22 protein-coding genes are annotated in these 21,630 nt (G+C 72.3%); 16 read left to right on the top strand and 6 right to left on the bottom strand.

Annotated features, from left to right (window positions below):
• Window positions 1-217 precede the first annotated feature (217 nt).
• The 6 genes from AB0I38_RS05315 to AB0I38_RS05290 all read left to right on the top strand — a co-directional run bounded on the left by AB0I38_RS05315 (window position 218) and on the right by AB0I38_RS05290 (window position 5,513).
• Entirely contained in the window at window positions 218-736 is a 519-nt protein-coding gene (locus AB0I38_RS05315; protein WP_358462210.1) for a hypothetical protein, read from the top strand.
• 139 nt (window positions 737-875) lie between these two features.
• Window positions 876-2,234, top strand: a complete 1,359-nt coding sequence (pafA, locus tag AB0I38_RS05310) for a Pup--protein ligase (protein ID WP_189128398.1) — start codon at window positions 876-878, stop codon at window positions 2,232-2,234.
• A 75-nt stretch (window positions 2,235-2,309) separates the two neighbouring features.
• Window positions 2,310-3,236 carry an FKBP-type peptidyl-prolyl cis-trans isomerase gene (locus AB0I38_RS05305; RefSeq protein WP_358462207.1) on the top strand — a complete coding sequence of 309 codons (927 nt, stop codon included), beginning with the start codon at window positions 2,310-2,312 and terminating at the stop codon, window positions 3,234-3,236.
• Window positions 3,237-3,413: 177 nt separating this feature from the next.
• Window positions 3,414-4,313: an FKBP-type peptidyl-prolyl cis-trans isomerase gene (locus AB0I38_RS05300; protein WP_358462204.1), complete on the top strand. Its 900-nt coding sequence runs from the start codon at window positions 3,414-3,416 to the stop codon at window positions 4,311-4,313.
• Between the two features lie 43 nt (window positions 4,314-4,356).
• Window positions 4,357-5,001, top strand: a complete 645-nt coding sequence (locus AB0I38_RS05295) for a helix-turn-helix transcriptional regulator (RefSeq protein WP_358462201.1) — start codon at window positions 4,357-4,359, stop codon at window positions 4,999-5,001.
• Window positions 5,002-5,033: 32 nt separating this feature from the next.
• Complete coding sequence (locus tag AB0I38_RS05290) at window positions 5,034-5,513, top strand: DUF3291 domain-containing protein (protein ID WP_358462199.1); 480 nt, start codon at window positions 5,034-5,036, stop codon at window positions 5,511-5,513.
• On the opposite strand, the gene AB0I38_RS05285 is transcribed toward AB0I38_RS05290, so the two are convergent.
• A complete protein-coding gene (locus AB0I38_RS05285; RefSeq protein WP_358462196.1) occupies window positions 5,459-6,541 on the bottom strand; it encodes a DUF3866 family protein in 1,083 nt (360 codons plus the stop codon). The genes AB0I38_RS05290 and AB0I38_RS05285 overlap by 55 nt on opposite strands.
• 37 nt (window positions 6,542-6,578) lie before the next feature.
• On the opposite strand from AB0I38_RS05285, the gene AB0I38_RS05280 reads away from it, so the two are divergent.
• The 8 genes from AB0I38_RS05280 to AB0I38_RS05245 all read left to right on the top strand — a co-directional run bounded on the left by AB0I38_RS05280 (window position 6,579) and on the right by AB0I38_RS05245 (window position 14,023).
• Window positions 6,579-7,544: a helix-turn-helix transcriptional regulator gene (locus AB0I38_RS05280; protein ID WP_358462193.1), complete on the top strand. Its 966-nt coding sequence runs from the start codon at window positions 6,579-6,581 to the stop codon at window positions 7,542-7,544.
• Window positions 7,541-8,506: a helix-turn-helix transcriptional regulator gene (locus AB0I38_RS05275; RefSeq protein ID WP_358462190.1), complete on the top strand. Its 966-nt coding sequence runs from the start codon at window positions 7,541-7,543 to the stop codon at window positions 8,504-8,506. Before AB0I38_RS05280 ends, AB0I38_RS05275 begins: the two co-directional genes overlap by 4 nt.
• Complete coding sequence (locus tag AB0I38_RS05270; RefSeq protein ID WP_358462185.1) at window positions 8,503-8,670, top strand: hypothetical protein; 168 nt, start codon at window positions 8,503-8,505, stop codon at window positions 8,668-8,670. The genes AB0I38_RS05275 and AB0I38_RS05270 overlap by 4 nt, the downstream gene beginning before the upstream one ends.
• A gap of 62 nt (window positions 8,671-8,732) precedes the next feature.
• Window positions 8,733-9,074 carry a Sec-independent protein translocase subunit TatA gene (gene tatA, locus AB0I38_RS05265; protein WP_358462182.1) on the top strand — a complete coding sequence of 114 codons (342 nt, stop codon included), beginning with the start codon at window positions 8,733-8,735 and terminating at the stop codon, window positions 9,072-9,074.
• Window positions 9,075-9,106: 32 nt separating this feature from the next.
• Window positions 9,107-9,964 carry a twin-arginine translocase subunit TatC gene (tatC, locus tag AB0I38_RS05260; protein WP_358462179.1) on the top strand — a complete coding sequence of 286 codons (858 nt, stop codon included), beginning with the start codon at window positions 9,107-9,109 and terminating at the stop codon, window positions 9,962-9,964.
• Between the two features lie 16 nt (window positions 9,965-9,980).
• Window positions 9,981-10,865: a diacylglycerol/lipid kinase family protein gene (locus tag AB0I38_RS05255; RefSeq protein WP_358462176.1), complete on the top strand. Its 885-nt coding sequence runs from the start codon at window positions 9,981-9,983 to the stop codon at window positions 10,863-10,865.
• 67 nt (window positions 10,866-10,932) lie between these two features.
• Window positions 10,933-13,656 carry a DEAD/DEAH box helicase gene (locus AB0I38_RS05250; RefSeq protein ID WP_358462173.1) on the top strand — a complete coding sequence of 908 codons (2,724 nt, stop codon included), beginning with the start codon at window positions 10,933-10,935 and terminating at the stop codon, window positions 13,654-13,656.
• Window positions 13,657-13,852: 196 nt separating this feature from the next.
• The gene (locus AB0I38_RS05245; protein WP_358462170.1) at window positions 13,853-14,023 is read left to right on the top strand and encodes a hypothetical protein; all 171 of its coding nucleotides are present in this window, start codon (window positions 13,853-13,855) and stop codon (window positions 14,021-14,023) included.
• A gap of 61 nt (window positions 14,024-14,084) precedes the next feature.
• Here the strand turns inward: AB0I38_RS05245 and AB0I38_RS05240 are convergent, their stop codons facing one another.
• From AB0I38_RS05240 to AB0I38_RS05230, 3 genes are read right to left on the bottom strand one after another with little or no spacing between them, the layout of a single operon-like run.
• The gene (locus AB0I38_RS05240) at window positions 14,085-15,509 is read right to left on the bottom strand and encodes an RNB domain-containing ribonuclease (protein WP_358462168.1); all 1,425 of its coding nucleotides are present in this window, start codon (window positions 15,507-15,509) and stop codon (window positions 14,085-14,087) included.
• A 21-nt stretch (window positions 15,510-15,530) separates the two neighbouring features.
• Window positions 15,531-16,424: a 5'-3' exonuclease gene (locus AB0I38_RS05235; protein WP_358462287.1), complete on the bottom strand. Its 894-nt coding sequence runs from the start codon at window positions 16,422-16,424 to the stop codon at window positions 15,531-15,533.
• Between the two features lie 47 nt (window positions 16,425-16,471).
• Window positions 16,472-17,644 (bottom strand): PP2C family protein-serine/threonine phosphatase, encoded by a 1,173-nt coding sequence (locus AB0I38_RS05230; protein ID WP_358462165.1) that lies wholly within the window; start codon window positions 17,642-17,644, stop codon window positions 16,472-16,474.
• A gap of 220 nt (window positions 17,645-17,864) precedes the next feature.
• On the opposite strand from AB0I38_RS05230, the gene AB0I38_RS05225 reads away from it, so the two are divergent.
• Together AB0I38_RS05225 and AB0I38_RS05220 are read left to right on the top strand one after the other, a co-directional pair.
• Entirely contained in the window at window positions 17,865-18,974 is a 1,110-nt protein-coding gene (locus AB0I38_RS05225; RefSeq protein WP_358462162.1) for a M24 family metallopeptidase, read from the top strand.
• A 43-nt stretch (window positions 18,975-19,017) separates the two neighbouring features.
• A complete protein-coding gene (locus AB0I38_RS05220; protein ID WP_358462159.1) occupies window positions 19,018-20,163 on the top strand; it encodes an acyl-CoA dehydrogenase family protein in 1,146 nt (381 codons plus the stop codon).
• A gap of 9 nt (window positions 20,164-20,172) precedes the next feature.
• Here AB0I38_RS05220 and AB0I38_RS05215 read toward each other — a convergent pair whose 3' ends face one another.
• Window positions 20,173-20,709, bottom strand: a complete 537-nt coding sequence (locus tag AB0I38_RS05215) for an O-acetyl-ADP-ribose deacetylase (protein WP_358462156.1) — start codon at window positions 20,707-20,709, stop codon at window positions 20,173-20,175.
• A complete protein-coding gene (locus AB0I38_RS05210) occupies window positions 20,706-21,572 on the bottom strand; it encodes a tetratricopeptide repeat protein (RefSeq protein WP_358462153.1) in 867 nt (288 codons plus the stop codon). The genes AB0I38_RS05215 and AB0I38_RS05210 overlap by 4 nt, the downstream gene beginning before the upstream one ends.
• Between the last annotated feature and the right edge of the window lie 58 nt (window positions 21,573-21,630).

Genomic DNA, 21,630 nt, shown 5'->3' with positions numbered 1-21,630 from the left:
CGCCCCCGCCTTCCACGTTCGGGTGTTCGTGCGGGAAAGCCCGGTGCGTGCCGTTCCGGTCCGTGCGGGAAAGCCCGGTGCGTGCCGTTCCGCTCCGTGCGGGAACGGCCCGGTGCGCGGCGTTGCGGAGGTTGGCCGGCTGGACGTCCGTGTGATGTGGCTCACCCGTTTCGAGGCGAACCGGCGGGCATGATCGGACATCGTATGGTCCGTGAAGATGATGACGCGTTCCCTCCTCGCCGGCGGCGCCGCCGCGGCCGTCCTGCTGACCGCCACCGTGGCCGCCGACGCCGCCACCGGGATTCCCAGGTACAAGGCGCCCAAGATCTTCGGCACCACCTTCCAGGCGGACCCGAAGCACGACTTCACCAAGCGGATCCACTCCCGGCACGACGGCATCCTGCGCGGCCGGATCATCGGCGTGTACGGCGGCTTCGCCGAGTACGAGCCGATCAAGTGGAAGAGGGACACCCACACCGAGGGCTACTTCGTCGGCCCGCCCGAGGGTGACGTGCGGGCCTACTCCTCGCCCATCGCCAAGAACGTCGTCTACCTGTCCGCCTTCGGCTGTGGCCGGTCCACGAGCGGCATGACGGTCAACCGCGCCACCGGGCTCGGAAACAAGCGCTGCTCCCGCGCCGTGCTGCTCAAGCGGGTCAAGAACGAGGGCCGTCCGTCCCTCATCACCGTCCACAAGAGCAAGATCGTCCGCGTTCAGGAGATCTACACCCCGTAGCCGTACGGGCCGTATGGGGTGCGTGCGGATGCCGCGACGGGAGGTCGCGGGGTCGTGACGAGGGGCCGGATCTCGTGCGGCGGTAAAACACCCCGCAAGATCTCTCCCGCGCGCCCATCCGTGGGCATAGTGTGAGGTGATGGATCGTCGCATCTTCGGGCTGGAGAACGAGTACGGCGTGACCTGCACGTTCAGGGGGCAGCGCAGGCTGTCGCCCGACGAGGTCGCGCGCTACCTGTTCCGGCGAGTGGTGTCCTGGGGCCGATCGAGCAACGTCTTCCTCCGCAACGGCGCACGTCTCTACCTCGACGTGGGCAGCCATCCTGAATACGCAACACCCGAGTGTGACAACGTCATCGAGCTCGTCACGCACGACAAGGCCGGCGAGCGCATCCTCGAAGGACTCCTCGTCGACGCCGAGAAGCGACTGCGCGAAGAAGGCATCGCCGGCGACATCTACCTGTTCAAGAACAACACCGACTCCGCCGGCAACTCCTACGGCTGCCACGAGAACTACCTGGTCGGGCGGCACGGCGAGTTCGGCCGGCTGGCCGACGTGCTGATCCCGTTCCTGGTCACGCGGCAGATCATCTGCGGCGCCGGCAAGGTGCTGCAGACTCCCCGCGGCGCCGTCTACTGCGTGTCCCAGCGGGCCGAGCACATCTGGGAGGGCGTGTCCAGCGCGACCACGCGCAGCAGGCCGATCATCAACACCCGCGACGAGCCGCACGCCGACGCCGAGCGGTTCCGCCGCCTGCACGTCATCGTCGGCGACTCCAACATGAGCGAGACGACCATGCTGCTCAAGGTCGGCGCGACCGACCTGGTGCTGCGCATGATCGAGGCGGGCACGGTGATGCGCGACCTGTCGCTCGAGAACCCGATCCGGGCGATCCGCGAGGTCTCCCACGACATGACCGGCCGCAGGCGGGTCCGGCTGGCCAACGGGCGCGAGGCGTCCAGCCTGGAGATCCAGCAGGAATACCTGTCCAAGGCCAAGGACTTCGTCGACCGCCGCGGCGGCGACGCGATCGCCCGGCGGGTGCTGGAGCTGTGGGAGCGCACCCTCACCGCGGTCGAGACCGGCAACCTCGACCTGGTCTCGCGCGAGATCGACTGGGTGACCAAATACCAGCTGATCGAGCGCTACCGCAAGAAGTACGACCTGCCGCTGTCCTCGCCCCGGGTGGCGCAGCTCGACCTCGCCTACCACGACGTGCACCGCAAGCGCGGCCTGTTCTACCTGCTGCAGAAGCGCGGCTCGGTGGAGCGGGTGGCCTCCGACCTGAAGATCTTCGAGGCCAAGTCGGTGCCGCCGCAGACCACCAGGGCGCGGCTGCGGGGTGAGTTCATCCGCAAGGCGCAGGAGAAGCGGCGCGACTTCACCGTCGACTGGGTGCACCTCAAGCTCAACGACCAGGCGCAGCGCACGGTGCTCTGCAAGGACCCGTTCCGCAGCGTCGACGAGCGGGTGGACAAGCTGATCGCGGGCATGTAGGAGGCCGGTTTACCTCGGCAATACCTGGATGTCAGATACAGTGACGCGAATCTGACGTCTTTCCGAGGGAAATCCATGCGCCGCGCATTGGCCATCCTGGCCGCCGTGCCTCTGATCTTCTTCGCCGCCGCGTGCGGCGACTCCGACTCCGGCGCCACCGGGGGCGGCAACGCGTCGGCCGGGGTGAAGGTCGCCGGCAACGTGGGCGCCAAACCCACGGTGACCTTCCCCACCGGCAGTCCCGCCAGCAAGTCGTCCTACGAGGTGGTCTCCGAGGGCACCGGTCCGGCGGTCAAGAGCGGCGACAAGGTGATCGTCAACCTGACGGTCTACAACTGGGACGGCAAGGACAACGCCTTCCAGGGCTCCTCCTACGACACCAAGACGCCCGAGACGATCGGCGTCGACCAGCAGTTGCCGGAGGTGCTGCAGGAGGGCTTCACCAAGGTCAAGCACGGCGGCCGGCTGCTGGCCGTGATGGCCGCCGACCCGGCCGCCCCGGCGCAGCAGACGGAGGCCACGCCGACCAAGGTGTTCGTGCTCGACGTCGTCGGCGCGCCGCCCGAGGCGCTGAAGGCGGCCACCGGCAAGGAGACCGGCGATACCCTCACGGGCGTCAAGGTCGTCAACCCGGGCGGCGACAAGGCCCCCACGCTGACCACCAAGACCAAGGACAAGCCCGGCAAGAAGCTCGTCGTCAAGACGCTGATCGAGGGCACCGGCGCCAAGGTGACAGCTGCCAACACGCTCACCGTCCACTACACGGGCAAGATCTGGGGCACCGACAAGGAGTTCGACTCCAGCTGGGGCAAGAGCGAGCCCGCCTCGTTCCCGCTCGGCAACGTCATCCAGGGCTGGCAGCAGGGCCTGGCCGGTGTGCCGGTCGGCAGCCGGGTCGTGATGAGCATCCCGCCGGACCTCGGCTACGGCGACAAGGAGCAGCAGGGCATCCCGGCCAACAGCACGCTGGTCTTCGTCGTGGACATCCTCGCGGCGTACTGACAAGCGGGCGTACTGACAAGCAGGTCGTACTGACAAGCGGGCGTACTGACAAGCAGGTCGTACTGACCAGCGGGCGTACGGTCGAGCAGGCTTACTGACGGACGGTCTGATACCGCGGTAGCATCGTGCGGCCCGGCGGCACCACGCCGCCGGGCCGCCGCGTCGTGGGAGGCGCCGATGCTCCGCAGGGCCGTGCCGCTGCTGCTGTCGCTGGCGGTGCTGGCCGCCGCCTGCACCGGCGAGAAGGCGGCCGATCCCGGCCTCAAGGTGGGCGGCGCGTTCGGCGTCAGGCCCACGGTCGTCTTCCCCGAGGGCAGGCCGTCGGACGGTCTGCGGATCGACCAGCTCGCCGCCGGCAAGGGTGAGCCGCTGCGCTCGGGCGACCTGGCGATCGCGCACTACACCGCGCACGTCTGGGACGGGCGCGAGAACCGGCTCGTCGACTCCAGCTTCACCCGCGGCGCCCCCGTGGCCTTTCCGGTGGGACGGCTGCTGCCCGGCCTGGACAAGGCCCTGCTGGGGCGCCGGGTGGGCAGCAGGGTGATCGCCGCCATCCCGCCCGGCGAGGGCTTCGGCGCCAATCCGCCGCAGGGCATCAGCCCCGGCGACGACCTGCTCTACGTGATCGACATCCTCGGCGCGCACCCCGAGGGGGCCTCGGTCAAGGCGCGCGGCGGGTCGCTGGCGGGCGTGCGGGCCGGCGGGGGTGCCCGCCCCCGGCTCTCGGTGCCGAAGTCGGCGCCGCCCGCCCGGTTTGTCGCCAAGGTCCTGTCCAAGGGGAAGGGGCCGCGCAGCCGTACGGGTCAGCTGCTGGTCACGCAGTACCAGGGGGTCGTGTGGGAGCGGCGCCGGGTGTTCGACTCCACCTGGAGCACGGGCCTGCCCAAGGCGTTCACGATCGGCGACGGCAGCGTGATCAAGGGCTGGGATCGCGCGCTGGCCGGTGTCCGCGTCGGCAGCCGGGTGCTGATGGTCGTCCCACCCGCCCAGGGCTACGGCCCGTCCGGGCAGCCGGCCTTCGGCATCGGGCCGGGCGACACCCTCGTCTTCCTGGTCGACGTGCTGGCCGCGTACTGATCGGCCTTCCCGCGCGCGCGGGCGTACGTCCTAGACTCCGGCTGTGAGCGAAGACCACCTCGACGCGCTGGCCCTGCTGCACGATCCCGTACGACGCAGCCTGTACGACGTCGTGGCGGCCAGCGGCGGCGACGTGGGCCGGGGAGAGGCGGCCGAGTCGGCCGGGATCTCGCGGACCCTCGCCGCGCACCACCTCGACAAGCTGGTGGAGGCGGGTCTGCTCGAAAGCGGCCTGCGCCCCCAGGAGCGCAGGGGGCCGGGCAGCGGGCGGCCCGCGAAGGTCTACCGCAGGGCCGCCGGCGAACGGTCGGTGAGCCTGCCGCCGCGCGACTACCAGGGGCTGGCCTCGGTGCTGGCCGGCGTGGTCGAGCTGCTCGGCGCGGACGAGGAGGCCGAGCGGGCGGCGCGCCGGGCGGGACGGCGGCTGGCGGGGACGCGCGGCGACGAGCCCGTGGAGACCGTGCTGCGCGAGCGCGGCTACGAGCCGTACGCCGAGGGCGACCGGCTGCGGATGCGCAACTGCCCCTTCCACGCGCTGTCGCGGGAGCAGCCGGTGCTGGTCTGCTCGATGAACCTGGCGCTGTGCCAGGGCCTGCTGGAGGGGCTCGGCGACGACCCGGAGCGCGCGCGGCTCGATCCGCGGCCGGGGGAGTGCTGCGTCTCCCTTTCTAAAACAAATGAAGATTGACATAGAAGTGGCCGGGATGGTGTGCTGACGTCATGCATCTCGCCCAGCTCAACATCGCCCACCTGCGCGCGCCGATCGACGCCCCCGAGCTCGCCGCGTTCGTCGAGCTCCTCGCACCCGTCAACGCGCTCGCCGACACCTCACCGGGCTTCGTGTGGCGGATGAAGGAGAGCGAGGACGACCCCACGGCCACCCTCACGCACGCCTACGGTGACCACCTGCTGGTCAACTTCTCGGTGTGGGAGTCGCTGGAGTCGCTGTGGAACTACGCCTACCGCAGCGCGCACCTGGACGTGCTGCGCCGCCGCAGGGAGTGGTTCCTGCGGGTGGCGGAGCCGTACATGGTGATGTGGTGGATCCCCGAGGGGCGGCTGCCGACCCTCGCCGAGGGCATGCGGCGCCTCGAACGCCTCAGGGACGAGGGGCCGAGTCCCGAGGCGTTCACGTTCAAGGACTCCTACGACAGCAGTGAGGCCGCGTCCCGGCCCGCCGCGGCCGACGCCAGGAAGTAGGCCAGGTCCTCCTCCAGCCCCCGGCCCATCGTCGACAGCCGCACCGGCGAGGCCCGCAGCGCCTCGTGCAGCCCGTCGACCGGCACCGGCACCAGCTCGTGGCGGACGGCCAGCAGCTCGGCCTGGTCCCTGACCCGCTCGCCGAACTCACCGGGCAGCAGTGGCACCGGCACCCGGGCGGGTGACAGGGCGACCCGGCCATAGGCCGTCAGCGAGTGGTGGGACACCCCGAGATGCCGCTCGCGCCGGTCGCCCTCGCTGACCCGCAGCGCCGCCACCGGCCGGCCGAGCAGCACGGCCGCGGCGTTGACCGCCTCGCCCGCCGAGACGCCCGAGAACCCCCACCGGGTGCCCGTGCCCAGGTTGCCCGGGCCCTGGGCGGCGATCGCCACGTCCGCCTCCAGGATGTGCCTGGCGGCCAGCAGCCCCGTGTGGGTGGTGACCGCCTCGACGTCGCCGCCGAACGCCTGCCCGACCGTGACCACCCCGGCCAGCCAGCCGACCTCGCGCAACCGGGCGCACGCCATCGAGAACCACGCGGGCAGCGCCCCGCCGTCCAGCATCACGTACGCGACCCGCGCGTCCGGCGCCGAGTCGTACAGGCCGCACAGGATCGGCGGCAGCGCCGAGTGCAGGTCGGCCACCACCACCGGCATGCCGTCCACGGAGTCGGCCTCGCGCAGCGCCTCGTGGAAGGGGGAGTCCTGCTCGTCGGCGCCGAGCACGGTGGCCTGCAGCGGGGTGTAGCGTGCCTTCACCAGGTGCCCGGGGCCGTCGGGATCTTCCGGCAAACGGTTCGGCACGGCCACCACCATGGCGTAACCTCCCGTACCGAGACCCATCGCGAGTGCCGTCGTGTTGAGCAGCACCTCGTCGCCGGGTTCCGGGCGGCCCACCAGCGGGGGATAGGCCAGCGCCCGGCACGATCCAGGGGGCCCCGTGCCCTCGGAGACGGCGACCTCCAGTTCCATCGCTCCCGGCCACTCGCGCCGGATCCGTACGACCTCGCCCTTGCGCCATCTGATCACGGGGGCAGGGTAGCGTCCATGAAGGAGGAGTGAGCGGATGTCGCGCCGTAAGACCGAGCGGTTGCTGAACCTCGTGATCTGCCTGCTCGCGACCAGGCGCCCGCTGTCGGCCGAGCAGATCCGCCACGCCGTCCCCGGCTACGACCGTGAGGGCGACGAGGCGTTCCAGCGCATGTTCGAACGTGACAAGAACGAGTTGCGCGAGATCGGCATCCCCATCGACGTGGTGCGCGACCCGTGGGAGGACGAGCCCGGCTACCGCATCGAGCGCACCTCCTACGAGCTGCCGGAGATCACCCTCGAACCCGACGAGGCGGCCGTGCTCGGCCTGGCCGCCCAGGTGTGGCAGCGGGCCAGCCTCGCCGAGGCCGCCTCCGGCGCGCTGCTCAAGCTGCGTGCGGGCGGCGTGGCCACCGACGACCCGGCCGGCGGCGGGGTGGGCGCCGGCGGCGCGCTGGAGCTGCGGGTCGACACCCGCGACCCGGCCTTCCCGGCCCTGTGGAACGCCGTCCGCGACCGGCGGGCGGTGCGCTTCGACTACCGCGGCGCCGGCAGTGAGAGCGTGCGCAGCCGCACGGTCGAGCCGTGGGGCGTGGTCAGCCGGCGCGGCCGCTGGTACCTCGCCGGCTTCGACCGCGACCGCGCCGCGCCCCGCGCCTTCCGGCTCAGCCGCATCACCGGCCAGGTCACGACGGTGGGCAGGCCAGGGGCCGTCGAGGTGCCGGCCGGGGTCGACCTGCGCGACATGGTGGGCTTCCCCGACGAGGCGATGGAGGAACGCGTGGCCCTGATCCGGGTCCGCCAGGGCACCTGCGAGGGGCTGCGCCAGCTGGCCAGGGTCGTCTACCCCGGCACCGACGGCTGGGACGAGGCCGAGCTGACCTTCGCCGACCCCGAGCGGCTGGCCGGATGGATGGCCAGCCTGGGCTCCGACGTCGAGGTGGCCGGGCCGCCCGACGCCCGCGAGGCCGTCATCCGGCGACTGAAAGGGGCACTGGCGTGAGCGGATCCGCCGACCGGCTGCCGAGACTGCTGGCCCTCGTCCCCTACCTGATGTCGCATCCGGGCGCGCAGGTCGGCGAGGTGGCCGAGGTGTTCGGGCTGAGCGAGAAGCAGCTCATCGACGACCTGCAGCTGGTGTGGATGTGCGGGCTGCCGGGGCACACGCCCGGTGACCTGATCGACGTGTCCTGGGACGGCGGCGAGATCCTCATCGACAACGCCGACACCATCGCCAGGCCGCTGCGGCTCGGCATCGACGAGGCCAGCGCGCTGCTGGTGGCGTTGCGCATGCTGGCCGCGATGCCCGAGCTGGCCGAGGTGCCGGGCGACGCGCTGCCCCGGGTGACGGCCAAGCTGGAGCGGGCCGCCGGCGAGGGCGCCGCCGCCGTGAGCAGCCAGGTCGCCGTCGACGTCGACGCCGCCCCCGACGCGCTGCCCAAGGTCCGTGAGGGGCTCACCAGGCGGCGCAGGCTGTCGCTGCGCTACTACGTGCCCGGCCGCGACGAGGTGACGCCGCGCGACGTCGATCCGATGCGGGTGGTGATCGTCGACGGCCGCACCTACCTGGAGGGCTGGTGCTACCGGGCCGAGGCCATGCGGTTGTTCCGGCTCGACCGGGTGCTCGGCGTCGAGGTGCTCGACGTGCCCGCCGACCCGCCCGCCGAGGCCGAGCCGATCGACGTCACCCAGGGCGTCTTCCGGCCGTCGCCCAGCGACGAGCTGGTCGAGCTGGAGGTGACCGCCGCCGGGCGCTGGGTGGCCGAGTACTACCCGTGCGAGGAGGTCACCGAGCTGGGCGAGGGCCGGCTGCGGGTGGCGCTGCGCGCCCGCGACGAGGACTGGATCCTCAAGCTGGCGCTGCGGCTGGGCGACACCGGCCGGGTGGTGGCGCCGCCCGCCATGGCCGACCGGGTGCGCGAGGAGGCCGAGCGGGCCCTGACGCTGTACTCTCAGCGGTCATGACCTGGATCTTCCTGGCCGCCGGGCTCGGCGCCGCCGGGGCGGCCGTGCTGGCCGTCTCCGGTGCGCGGGTCATCACCGCGGCACGTACCCTGAACAGGGAAGTGGCCACGGCCCAGGCACAGATGGAGCCGAGGCGGGCCAGATTGCGGCCGCCAGAGGGATGAGTCTTATCGTCAGGCAGCGTACGATCGTGGCTGAAAACGCACTAGCTTGGTGAGGATGTCACATGGGACAACTCGGAGTTCCCGAACTTCTGATCATCGCAGTCGTGCTCATCATGCTCTTCGGCGCCAAGAAGCTGCCGGAGATGGCGCGAGGCGTCGGTAGGTCGCTGCGCATCTTCAAGTCGGAGACGGCGAAGCTGCGCGACGACGACGAGGACGGGCAGACCACGGTTCAGGCGCAGGCACAGGCCCAGCCGCAGGCGCAGCCGGTCCCGCCGCAGCAGATCCCGGCCGCCCCTCCGGTGGTGTCTCCCCCGCTCTCGGCCGAGGAGCAGGCACGCCAGCTTGAGGAGCAGGCGGCCAGGCTCCGCGCCGCCGCGAGCAAGGCCGACAAGCAAGTCTGACCCCGATCCCTCCTCGTCACCTGGACTGCTGAATGGCGCTGCTCAGACGGTCGAGCCGTAAGGACCCGCCCCCGGCCACGGACGCCGAGGGGCGCATGCCGCTGATGGAGCACCTGCGCGAGTTGCGCAACCGGCTGCTCATCGCGTTCCTCGCGGTCGGCGTGGGCATCATCATCGGCTGGATCCTGTTCGATCCGGTGTGGGAGTTCCTCAAGGCCCCCTACTGCGAGACGGTCCAGTCACGCCAGCTCAACGGGCGGTGCAGCCTCACCTACGGCGGCATCTTCCAGTCCTTCTTCATCACCCTGAAGGTCTCGGCGATGGTCGGCCTCATCGTGGCCTCACCCGTCTGGCTCTACCAGATCTGGGCGTTCGTCACCCCGGCCCTCTACCGCAACGAGAAGCGCTACTCCATGGGCTTCCTCGCCCTGGCGATCCCGCTCTTCCTCCTCGGCGCGGTCCTGGCCTACGTCATCATCGACACCAGCCTGTCCTTCCTGCTGAGCTTCTCGCTCGAGGACACGGTCGCCACCATCCAGATCGACGACTACCTCGACTACATCCTGATCATGTTGCTGATCTTCGGGGTGTCGTTCGAGCTGCCGCTTCTGCTGGTGTTCCTCAACATCATCGGGGTGCTGCCGCACGCCACGGTCAAGAAGCACCGCCGGATGGTCATCTTCCTGATGTTCGTGTTCGGCGCGGTCATCACGCCCGGCGGCGAGCCCATCGCGATGATGGCGCTGGCCCTGCCGATGATCCTGCTGTTCGCGGCGGCCGAGCTGTTCATGTTCCTGCGCGAGAAGCGCCGGCCCGCCGGTGAGGACTTCTCGCACCTGGACGACGACGAGGCCTCGCCGCTGGAAGAGGATTCCGATCCCGCCAAATAGGCGATAAGTTCCGGGCGTGCCCCCTCAACTCGCCCTGCTCGTCAATCCGGCCGCACGCGGCGGCCGGGCGCTGCGCCTGCTCGAACCCGTGGTCCGCCGGCTGCGCGCGGGCGGGGCCGATGTGTCGGTGATCGTCGGCGACGGCGCCACGGACGCGCTCGAACGAGCCTGCACCGCCGTGGCCGAACGCCCCGACGCCCTGGTCGCCTTCGGCGGCGACGGCCTGGTGCACCTGGCCGTCCAGGCCGTGGCCGGCACCGACGTGCCGCTCGGGATCATCCCGGCCGGGACGGGCAACGACATCGCCGCCGCCCTGGGCCTGCCGCGCGGGGATCCGATGGCCGCGGCGCGCACCGTGCTGCGGATGAAGTCGCGGCTGATCGACGCCGTCCGGGTCCGGGCCGGCGGCGCCGACGAGCTGTACGCCGGGGTGATGTGCTGCGGGTTCGACTCGCGGGTCAACGAGCGGGCCAACAGGCTCACCTGGCCGCCCGGCATGGCCCGCTACCTGGTGGCCATGGCCGAGGAGTTGCGCCGGTTCCGGCCCATCCCGTTCCGGATCACGCTCGACGGCGAGACGGTCGAGCGGGAGGCCATGCTGGTCGCGGTGGGCAACACCCGGTCCTACGGCGCGGGCATGCGGGTGTGCCCCGACGCGCGGCCCGACGACGGGCTGCTCGACGTGATGGTGCTGGGAGCGGTCGGCAAGGGGGAGTTCCTGCGGGTCTTCCCGAGCGTCTACCGGGGGACCCACGTGACCCACCCGGCCGTGTCGATCAGGCGGGCCAGGAGTGTGCGGCTGGTGGCGGCCGACGTGGTGGCCTACGCCGACGGCGAACGCGTCGGGCCGGTGCCCGTCACCTGCGACGTGCGGCCGGGAGCGCTCCGCGTCATCACCTGAGATCTACCTTGTAAAGGCGTCGGCCGGGCAGGACGGACCGGAAAGACGATTTCGGTAGGCTGGCGTCATGACAACGCCAGCGGAACGCTACGCGGCCTTCCGTGAAAAGTACGGTGACGACGGGCCCGCTCTCAGATCGTTCCGCGACCTGTACGAGTTCGAGCTCGACGACTTCCAGATCGACGCCTGCCGTGCCCTCGAAGCGGGTGACGGGGTCCTGGTGGCCGCCCCCACCGGGTCGGGCAAGACGGTCGTCGGAGAGTTCGCCGTCCATCTGGCCCTGGAGCAGGGGCGCAAGTGCTTCTACACCACTCCGATCAAGGCGCTGTCCAACCAGAAGTACAACGACCTGGTCAAACGCTACGGCACCGCCAAGGTGGGCCTGCTGACCGGCGACAACAGCGTCAACGGCGAGGCCCCGATCGTGGTCATGACCACCGAGGTGCTCCGCAACATGCTCTACGCCGGGTCGGCGACGCTGGCCGGGCTGGGGTTCGCCGTGATGGACGAGGTCCACTACCTGGCCGACCGGTTCCGGGGGGCGGTGTGGGAGGAGGTCATCATCCACCTGCCCGAGTCCGTCCGGCTGGCGGCGCTGTCGGCCACGGTCAGCAACGCCGAGGAGTTCGGCGAGTGGCTCGGCGAGGTGCGCGGTGACACCACGGTCATCGTCGACGAGCACCGGCCGGTGCCGCTGTGGCAGCACATGATGGTCGGCAACCTCATCTACGACCTGTTCATGGCCGACGACGAGACACCCCGCATCAACCCCACCCTGATGCGGGTCACCCGGGACGCCGAGCGGCTCACCGCCGGACGCGGCAGGCGCGGCAACGGCCGGCCGTCGCGCTCGCGCCCGCCGGACCGCACCCAGGTGATCGAGAAGCTCGACGCCGAGGGGCTGCTGCCCGCGATCACGTTCATCTTCTCCCGGGCCGGCTGCGACGCGGCCGTCCAGCAGTGCCTCAACGCCGGGATCCGGCTCACCACCGAGCGGGAGCGTCACGAGATCCGCCAGCTCGTCGACGAGCGGACCGCGCACCTGCCCGACGAGGACCTGGCGGTGCTCGGCTACCTGGAGTGGCGCGACGGCCTGGAGCGCGGGCTCGCCGCCCACCACGCGGGCATGCTGCCGGCGTTCAAGGAGGTGGTCGAGGAGCTGTTCACCCGCGGGCTGGTCAAGGCGGTGTTCGCCACCGAGACGCTGGCGCTCGGCATCAACATGCCCGCGCGCAGCGTGGTGATCGAGAAGCTCGACAAGTGGAACGGCGAGACCCACGCCGACCTCACCCCGGGCGAATATACGCAGCTGACCGGCCGGGCCGGGCGGCGCGGCATCGACATCGAGGGTCACGCCGTGGTGCTCTGGCAACTCGGCATGGACCCCCTGTCGGTGGCCGGGCTGGCCGGCACCCGCACCTACCCGCTGCGCTCCAGCTTCCAGCCCTCCTACAACATGGCCGTCAACCTGGTCGGCCAGTTCGGCCGCGAGCGCGCCCGCACCCTGCTGGAGGAGTCGTTCGCGCAGTTCCAGGCCGACCGGGCGGTCGTCGGGCTGGCCAAGCAGCTGCGCAAGCACGAGGAGGCGCTGGAGGGCTACCAGGAGGCGATGACCTGCCACCTGGGCGACTTCACCGAATACGCCGGGCTGCGCCGCCGCCTGTCCGACCGCGAGGCGCAGCTGGCCAAGCAGCGTGGCGCCGCGCGGCGGGCCGCGGCCGTGCGGTCGCTGGAGGCGCTGCAGCCGGGCGACGTCATCCGGGTGCCCGGCGGGCGCCGGGCGGGCCTGGCGATCGTGCTCGACCCGGGTCGCAACCCGCGCGGCTACGGTCCCAGCCCGCTGGTACTGACGATCGGCAAGCAGGTCAAGAAGCTCGACCCGGCCGACTTCCCGGTGCCCGTCGAACCGATCGAGAAGCTGCGCATCCCGAAGAACTTCAACGGCCGCTCGCCCAAGGAGCGGGCCAACCTCGTCTCGACGCTGCTCGCCAAACTCGGCGACCGTGACCTGGGCAAGCCGGCCAGGGCGCGCGACCACGCGGTGGAGGACGACGAGATCAACGAGCTGCGCCGCCGCATCAGGCAGCACCCCTGCCACGGCTGCGACGAGCGCGAGGACCACGCCCGCTGGGCGGAGCGCTATCACAAGCTGCTGCGCGAGACCGACGGGCTGCGCCGGCGCGTCGAGGGCCGCTCCCACGTCATCTCCCGCACCTTCGACCGCATCTGCTCGGTGCTGGAGCAGCTCGGCTACCTGAGCGGCGAGACCGTCACCGAGGAGGGCCGCCGCCTCGGCCGCCTCTACACCGAGCTCGACCTGCTCACCGCCGAGTGCCTGCGCAGCGGGCTGTGGGAGGAGCTCGACCCGGCGGAGCTCGCGGCGTGCGTGTCGGCGCTGGTGTTCGAGTCGCGGCAGGCCGACGACGCCCGCCGCCCCAAGATCCCGGCGGGGCGGGCGCAGGACGCGCTCACCTCGATGGTCCGGCTCTGGGGCGAGCTGGAGGGCATCGAGTCCGACCACGGGCTGGAGACCATCCGCGAGCCCGACCTGGGCTTCGCCTGGGCGGCGTTCCGGTGGACCAAGGGGCACAGCCTCGACGCGGTCCTCATGGACGGCGTCAACGGCAGCGAGCTGGCCGCGGGCGACTTCGTCCGGTGGATCAAGCAGCTGATGGACCTGCTCGGTCAGCTGGGCAACGCCGTGCCGGAGGGCAGCAAGATCAAGCAGACCGCGAACAAGGCCATGGACGCCATGCGCCGTGGCGTGGTGGCCTACTCCTCGCTCACCTGACGTTCTTCGGTGGCCGGGCGGCGTACTGACCGCCCGGTCAAGGTGATGTCATCGTGGGTCTACGCAACGTCACCGTTCGGGCGGTTTTCCGGCTGAGCACGGCGGAAATCCCCATGTCGCAAGCTCGGTCCAGCCCTTCTCGGATCCGCCGCGAAGCCCGCCCACGCGGCGTCCGGCCATCCCCCTGGAGGTTGCCATGTTCGCCCTCGTCGCCGCCCTGCTGTTCGTGCTCGCCCTCGTCTTCGAGATCGCCGACCTCGCCGTGGGCGGCGTGCTCACCGTCACCACGCTCGCCCTCGCGGGCCTGGTCTGCGTCGCCCTTCATCTGATGGGCCTCGGAGCCGGATGGCGGCCGCTCGGCAAGTGACCGCTCCACCTGGCCGCGTCCGGATCCCGGGCGCGGCCTCGTTCCGCGCCGGGCGGGCGCGTCAGGCGGGGGTGAAGCGGACCTGGCGGGTGGCCGGGTCCGCTTGGGTGAGGCGTACGGTGATGTGCTCGCCGAGGGGGAGCGGCCCGTCACAGGGGGCGATCACGGCGGGGTCGGCGAGCTGGACCTGGCCGTCGCCGCGGCGCGCGTCCACGTCGATCACCATGGCCTCGAACGCCTGGCCGACCCGGTCGCGTAACAGGAACGCCTCCACCAGGTCCACGCAGGCGCGCTCCACCGACGAGGAACGGCGGGCCGCGGCCGACATCAGGCCGGGCAGCTCGTCCAGGGCCCGGGCCACGTCGGAGGGGATCGGCTCGCCGGCGGCGATCGCCAGGCACACCTCGGTGGCGTAGCGGTCGACCAGGCGGCGCAGCGGGGCCGTCACGTGCGTGTAGGGGGCGGCCACGGCGGCGTGGTCGGCCAGCTGGGGCGGCTCGCCGTTGAAGGACACGTAGCCGGAGCCGCGCAGCAGCACCCTCGACTCGTGCAGGAACGCCGCCTGCCGCGCGTTGGCCGGGTCGAGGTCGTGCACCACCTGGCCGTAGCCGGCGCCGTCGGGCCACGGGACGTCCAGCGCCGCCGCGACCCGGCGCACCTTGTCCAGGTCGCGCGGCTGCGGCGCGGGCAGCACGCGCAGCACGCCGATCTCGGCGTCGAGCATCATGGAGGCCGCCGCCATGCCGGTGAGCAGGGAGAGCTGCGCGTTCCACGCCTCGGCGGGCAGCGGCAGCCGGTAGGCGAGCCGGTAGCCGCCGTCGGCGGTCACCACGTCCTGCTCGGGGGTGGGCAGCGTGACGCCGCCGCGCTCGCGCTCCAGCGCCAGCCGGAGCGCGCCGATCTCGGCCAGCAGGCCGAGGGTGCCGTCGGCGGTGCCGGTCTCGACGGCCGCCTGCACGTAGGCGTAGTCGAGCCGCTCGCGGCTGCGGACCAGCGCCCGCCGCACGTCGGCGCCTACCGTGCGGCCGTCGGCGTCGAGGTCGACGCACCACACCGCGGCCGGGCGGGTGGCGCCGGGCAGCAGGCTGGCGCCGCCCTCGGACAGCACCCTCGGGTGCAGCGGCACGCTGCCGGTGGGCAGGTAGACGGTGGCGCCCCGGGCTCGGGCCTCGGTGTCGATGACCCCGCCCGGCCGTACGAACGCGCCGACGTCGGCGATCGCGTACCAGACGCGGTAGCCGCCGCGCAGCCGTTCGAGGTGGACGGCCTGGTCGAGGTCCATCGAGCCGGGCGGGTCGATGGTGACGAACGGCAGGTCGGTCAGGTCCTTGCCGTCGAGCCTGGGCACCTCGGCCACCCACTCGGCCTCGTCGAGCACGCGGGAGGGGAAGGCGTCGGGCAGCCCGGACTCGCGCCGGATGCGCGCGAACCCGTCCTCCAGCCTGGCGGGGATCTCGCCGGGGATCTGAACGCTCGTCTTCGACACGCGGTCAACCTACCGTGACGGCTATCGGGGCAGCGCGTCGAGCAGGCGGTTGAGCGGGCTGTCGAGGCCGTAGCGGTCGGCGAGCCGGACGAGGGCCTCGGGGTCGCGGGGCTTGGCCGGGAGCGTCAGGTCGGCGGCGGGCAGGGGCACGTCGGGGGCGACTCGCACCACGGCGGGGGCGACCCTGAGGTAGTCGCGGGCGGCGGCCAGGCGGGTGCGGCTGCCCGCCGGGAAGCCCTCCGTGACGCCCGCGTCGAGAGCGGACAGCAGCGCGTCGAGCGAGCCGAAGCGGGTGATGAGGGAGGCGGCCGTCTTCTCGCCCACGCCCGCGACCCCCGGCAGGCCGTCGCTGGGGTCGCCGCGCAGCGTGGCGAAGTCGGCATAGGCGCGCCCGGGGATGCCGTACTTGGCCGTCACGAACGCCTCGTCCACCGTCTGCAGGTTGCGGATGCCGCGCACGGTGTAGAGGACCCGCACCGGACGCGAGTCGTCGACCAGCTGGAACAGGTCGCGGTCGCCCGTCACGATGTCGACCGCCCCCTCGGCCTGGTGGGTGAGGGTGCCGATCACGTCGTCGGCCTCGTAGCCGGGGGCCTCCGGCCGGGCGATGCCCACGGCGTCGAGGACCTCCTCGATGACCGGGATCTGGGGCACCAGCGTGTCGGGCACCTCCTCGGCGTCGCCGTGGGCGACCCGGTGCGCCTTGTACGTGGGGATGGCCGCGACGCGGAAGGCGGGCCGCCAGTCGGCGTCCATGGTGGCCGCCAGCCCGGTGGGGGAGTGGGCGCGCACCAGGGTGGCGATCATGTCGATCAGCCCGCGCACCGCGTTGACCGGCATGCCGTCGGGCGCCGTGATCGAGTCGGGGATGCCGTAGAAGGCCCGGAAGTAGAGCGAGGGAGTGTCCAGAAGCATGAGCACGGGTCCATGGTCGCACTCCTGGCGGCCCCTCGCAGAGCCTCCTACGCGTCGCTCGGGCCCAGGATGCCCACCGCGAGGAGGCAGGCGTCGTCCTCCGGGTTGGGGCCGCCGATGTCGTCGAGGACGCGGTCCAGGCCGGCGTCGAGGTCGCCGCCCCGCAGCTGCGAGGCGGCCTTCAACACCAGGTCGAGACCCTCGTCGATGTCGCGGGTGCGCCGCTCCACCAGCCCGTCGGTGAACATCAGCAGCAGGTCGCCGCCGCGCAGCTCGGTGCGGGCCGGTTGGTACGGCTGGCCGCAGGCGGCGCCCAGCAGCACGCCCTTCGGCTGGTCGAGCGGCCGGGCGGTGCCGTCGCGCACCAGGATGGGCGCCAGGTTGCCCGCCCTGGCCCAGCTGAAGACCCGGGCCGAGGTGTCGAGGTGGCCGATCACCGCGGTGGCCGTGGTCTCCTCCAGCCGATGGATGACCAGCTCGTTCAGCCAGGTGAGCAGCACTTCGGCGGGCTCGCCGGTCATCGTCAGCCCGATCAGGGCGTGCCGCAGCTGCGCCATGCGCGCGATCGCGGGCAGGCCGTGCCCCGAGACGTCGCCGATCGCGAGCAGCACCCGGCCGTCGGGCAGCGGCGCGGCCTCGAACCAGTCGCCGCCCAGGCTCGCCGTCTTCTCGGCCGGCACGTAGCGCACCGCGATCCTGGTCTCCGGCAGGTCGAGGCAGCCGACGGGCTCGGGCAGGATGGCCTCGCGCAGCGCCAGCATCACGTGGCGCTCCTCGGCGGCCTTCTCTCTGGCCTCCAGCAGCTGGCGGCGCGACTCCGACATGATCCGCTCGGCCCGGCGGCGGCCGGTGATGTCCTGGACGACGCCGTGCACGCGGGCGGGACCGCCGGGTGACGCGAGCGGCTCCAGCACGACGCGCAGGTCGCGCAGCTCACCGCCGCGCCGGATGCGGAACTCCGCCTGCGCCGGCCGGCCGGCTCGCAGCACCTCCGCCAGCAGCCGGGCCAGCGCCTTGCGGTCGGCCGGCTCCACGTGGGCGGACAGGTCCGCGAGCCGGACCGGGCCGGCGTCGCGGTGCCTGCCGAAGATGGTGAAGACCTGGTCGGACCAGGTCGCCTCACCGGTGCGCAGGTCCCACTCGGCCCAGCCCATGTTGCCCAGCCGCTGGGCGTGGGCGAGCCGTGCGGCCAGCAACTCGCAGTCGCCTGGGGCGCTCACGAAGCCTCACACTCGCATGCAGTGGAACGGGACATTCGGCTCACAGTACGTCATCGAAGAAGTGCGTACGGTGGGGATGGCTTGTGCTGTGGTGAGAGCTTTCCGGGATTTTAGGCGGCGGGATCCGAGCGGATTCGGCCGGGAACCGGACGGCCGGACGGCTCCCGCCCGGCTACCCGGCAGGGCTTCCGGGCCGGGCGGTCCGAGTAGATTTGTCACTGTGACGTCTTCAGAGCTGTATCCCGTTTCCCGCCTGGCCGCCGTCCAGGAGGCCACCGCCAAGTCCGGCATCGACGCGCTGCTGCTCACCCCCGGGCCCGATCTGCGTTACGTGACCGGCTATGACGCCAAGCCGCTGGAGCGGCTGACGTGCCTGGTGGTGCCGGCGGCCGGCGAGCCGTACATGATGGTGCCCCGCCTGGAACTGCCCGCCGCGCAGGCGTCGCCCGCCTCGCGGCTGGGGCTGGAGTTCGTCGCGTGGGACGAGACCGATGATCCCTACCGGATCGCGGCTGCGCGGCTGGGGCGGCCGGGCGTCGTGGGGCTGGCCGACCGGATGTGGGCGATGTCGTCGCTGCGCTTCCGTGACGTGCTGCCCGGCGCCGAACAGGTGCTGGCCGGCGGCGTGCTGGGCGAGCTGCGGAAGCGCAAGTCCCCCGCCGAGGTGGCCGCGCTGCGCGAGGCGGGGGAGGCGATCGACGCGGTGCACCGGCAGGTGCCCGGCTTCCTGCGGGCCGGCCGCACCGAGCGGGAGGTGGCCCGCGACATCGTCGAGGCGATCCTGGCCGCGGGTCACGACACGGTCGACTTCGTGATCGTCGGCTCCGGCCCCAACGGCGCCAGCCCGCACCACGAGGTGTCCGACCGGGTGATCCAGGCGGGCGAGCCGGTCGTGGTCGACATCGGCGGCCAGCTGCACAACGGCTACTGCTCCGACTCCACCCGCACCTACTCCGTGGGCGAGCCGCCGGCCGACTTCGCCGCCTACTACGAGGTGCTGCGCCGGGCCCAGGACGCCGCCTGCGCCGCCGTACGGCCGGGCGTGCCGTGCGAGTCGATCGACGCGGCGGCCCGTGACCTCATCGCCGAGGCCGGCTTCGGCGATCACTTCATCCACCGCACCGGGCACGGCATCGGCATCGAGACGCATGAGGAGCCCTACATCGTCGCGGGCAACGCCGAGCCGATGGAGCCGGGCTTCGCGTTCTCCGTCGAGCCGGGCATCTACCTGGCCGGCAGGCACGGCGCCCGGATCGAGGACATCGTGGTGTGCGGCGAGTCCGGAGGGGAGCGGCTCAACAACACGTCTCGTGAATTGGTGATCGTTTAGGCAGAATCGGGGGACATGTACCTTTCCGAGGAGTTCTGTGCCGATGACTGTTGACCGGGCCCTGCCGACCGACGAGGCGCGCGACCTGATCGAGCTGACGCGTGACCTGGTCGCCAAGGAGGTTGCGCCCCGCGCGGCGGCCGACGAGGCGGCCGGGAGGTTCCCGCGCGAGGTGTTCACCACACTGGGCGCCGCCGGGCTCCTCGGCCTGCCCTATCCCGAGGAGCACGGCGGCGGGGCCCAGCCGCAGGAGGTCTACCTGCAGGTCGTGGAGGAGCTCGCGGCCGGCTGGCTGACCGTCGGGCTCGGCACCTCGGTGCACACGCTGTCCTGCTTCCCCGTGGCGGCGTACGGCGACGAGGAGCAGCGGGCCTCGCTGCTGCCCGCCATGCTCGGCGGCGACCTGCTGGGCGCCTACTGCCTGTCGGAGCCCCAGTCGGGCTCCGACGCCGCGGCGCTGACCACCAGGGCGGTGCCCGGCCCCGACGGTTATACGGTCGACGGCGTCAAGGCGTGGATCACCCACGGCGGCGTCGCCGACTTCTACCTGCTGATGGCCCGCACCGGCGAGCCGGGCGCGCGCGGCATCTCCTGCCTGTACGTCCCCGCCGGGCTCGACGGGCTCTCCTGCGGCGAGCCCGAGCACAAGATGGGCATGCGCTCCTCGCCGACCGCCCAGGTCCGCTTCGACGGTGCGCACCTGCCGCGCGAGGCTCTGGTCGGAGCCGAGGGCGAGGGGTTCCGCATCGCCATGGCGGCCCTCGACGGGGGCCGGCTCGGCATCGCGGCCTGCGCGGTCGGCGTGGCCCAGGCGGCCCTCGACGCGGCGGTGTCCTACGCCAGGGAGCGCCGCCAGTTCGGCAGCCGGATCGCCGACTTCCAGGGCGTCTCGTTCATGCTGGCCGACATGGCCACGCAGGTCGCCGCCGCCCGGGCGCTCTACCTCGACGCCGCCCGGCTGCGTGACGCCGGCCGTCCCTACGGCACGCGGGCGGCGATGGCCAAGTTGTTCGCCACCGACATGTGCATGAAGGTCACCACCGACGCGGTGCAGGTGTTCGGCGGCTACGGCTACGTCGAGGACTTCCCGGTGGAGCGCTACATGCGCGAGGCCAAGGTGCTGCAGATCGTCGAGGGCACCAACCAGATCCAGCGCGTGGTCATCGGCCGTGCCCTGACCAGGGAGTGACCGCCCGCCTCAGCGGGGCTCCTCACCGGTGGGCCCGGCCTCCCGCAGGGCCTGCTCGAAGGCGGCGAGGACGTCGGGCGTGAACAGCGTGAACCGAGCCTCGGCCAGCCGGGCCGGGGTGACGCGGACGGTGCCGATCGCGATGCGGGCGGCGTCGCGGGCCGGCCAGCCGTAGATCCCGGCGGACACCGCGGGCAGGGCGACGGTGGCGGCGCCCAGCTCGTCGGCGACCCGCAAGGCCTCCCGGTAGCAGGAGGCGAGCAGGTGCGAGCGGTCCTCGGCGCGGGAGTAGACCGGGCCCACGGTGTGGATGACCCACCGGGCGGGGAGATCGCCCGCGGTCGTGGCCACCGCCTGGCCGACGGGCAGGCCTTTGCCGTAGTGGGAGGCGCGCAACTCGCGGCACTCGGCGAGGATCGCCGGGCCGCCGCGCCGGTGGATGGCCCCGTCGACCCCGCCGCCTCCCAGCAGGCTGGAGTTGGCGGCGTTGACGACGGCGTCGACGTGCTGCTCGGTGATGTCACCCGAGACGATCGTGATCCTCACGGTGAAAGAGTCTGCCTCAGCCCGGCCAGCGCGCGGCGCGCCGTGGCCTGTTCGACGGGCGCCGTGTCGGAGAAGCGGATCTCCTCCAGGTCGCGCAGGGCCTGCTCGGTGTCGCCGGTCAGCGCCCGGATGCGGGCCCGCCGCAGCCGGGTGCGCATCCGGTCGGGGGCCAGGACGAGCGCGCGGGCCAGCTCGGCCTCGGCGGCGTCGAGATCGCCCCGCCCGGCGAGCGCCAGCGCGCGGGCCGATCGCACGTCGGCCTCGTCGCTCGGCGAGAGGCCGAGCGCCAGGGCGCGGCCGAGGTCGGCCAGGGCGCCGTGGTGGTCGCCCAGGTCGGCGCGGATCTGCCCGCGCCCCGCGAGGGCGGGCGCGGCGTCGCGGTTGACGTGCAGCGCCTGCTCGAACGCGCTCGCCCCATCGGCGGGCGAGCCGCTGAGCCACTGCGCGTAGCCGAGCACGGTGAGGGCCCGCACGTCGCTGGGGGCCCGCTGCACGGCCTGGCGGGACAGGTCGGTGGCGGCGCCGAAGTGGCCCGCGCCCAGCCGGGTCTGGGCCATCTCGGCCAGCACGTGGGCCGCCGCGCAGCCGTCCTCCAGCAGGGTGTAGGTCAGCAGCGCGGTGCGGAAGGCCCGCTCGGCCGACTCCACGTCGCCGTCGGCCTGGGCGATGCGGCCGAGCAGCCGGTAGGCGCCGCCGAAGCGGCGCTGCAGCCCGCGACCGCGGGACTTCTCGGCGATGCTGGTGGCGTGGAAGCGGGCGGTGGCGAAGTCTCCGGCCCGCAGGGCGGCCTCGGCGGCGGCCCAGACGGAGGCGAGCTCCTGAGCGGACGGTCCGGACAGCGGAGAGGCGTCCGCTCCGCTCATCGAGGCCTCCTCATCCGTGGCCGGATAAGTCGAGACTCGCTGATCACCGGCCTCCTCG

The sequence above is a fragment of the Nonomuraea cavernae genome (assembly GCF_040655715.1).
Taxonomy (GTDB): domain Bacteria; phylum Actinomycetota; class Actinomycetes; order Streptosporangiales; family Streptosporangiaceae; genus Nonomuraea; species Nonomuraea cavernae_A.
Note: the sequence above shows the minus strand (reverse complement) of the source record. Positions and strands in the feature narration are given on the sequence as shown.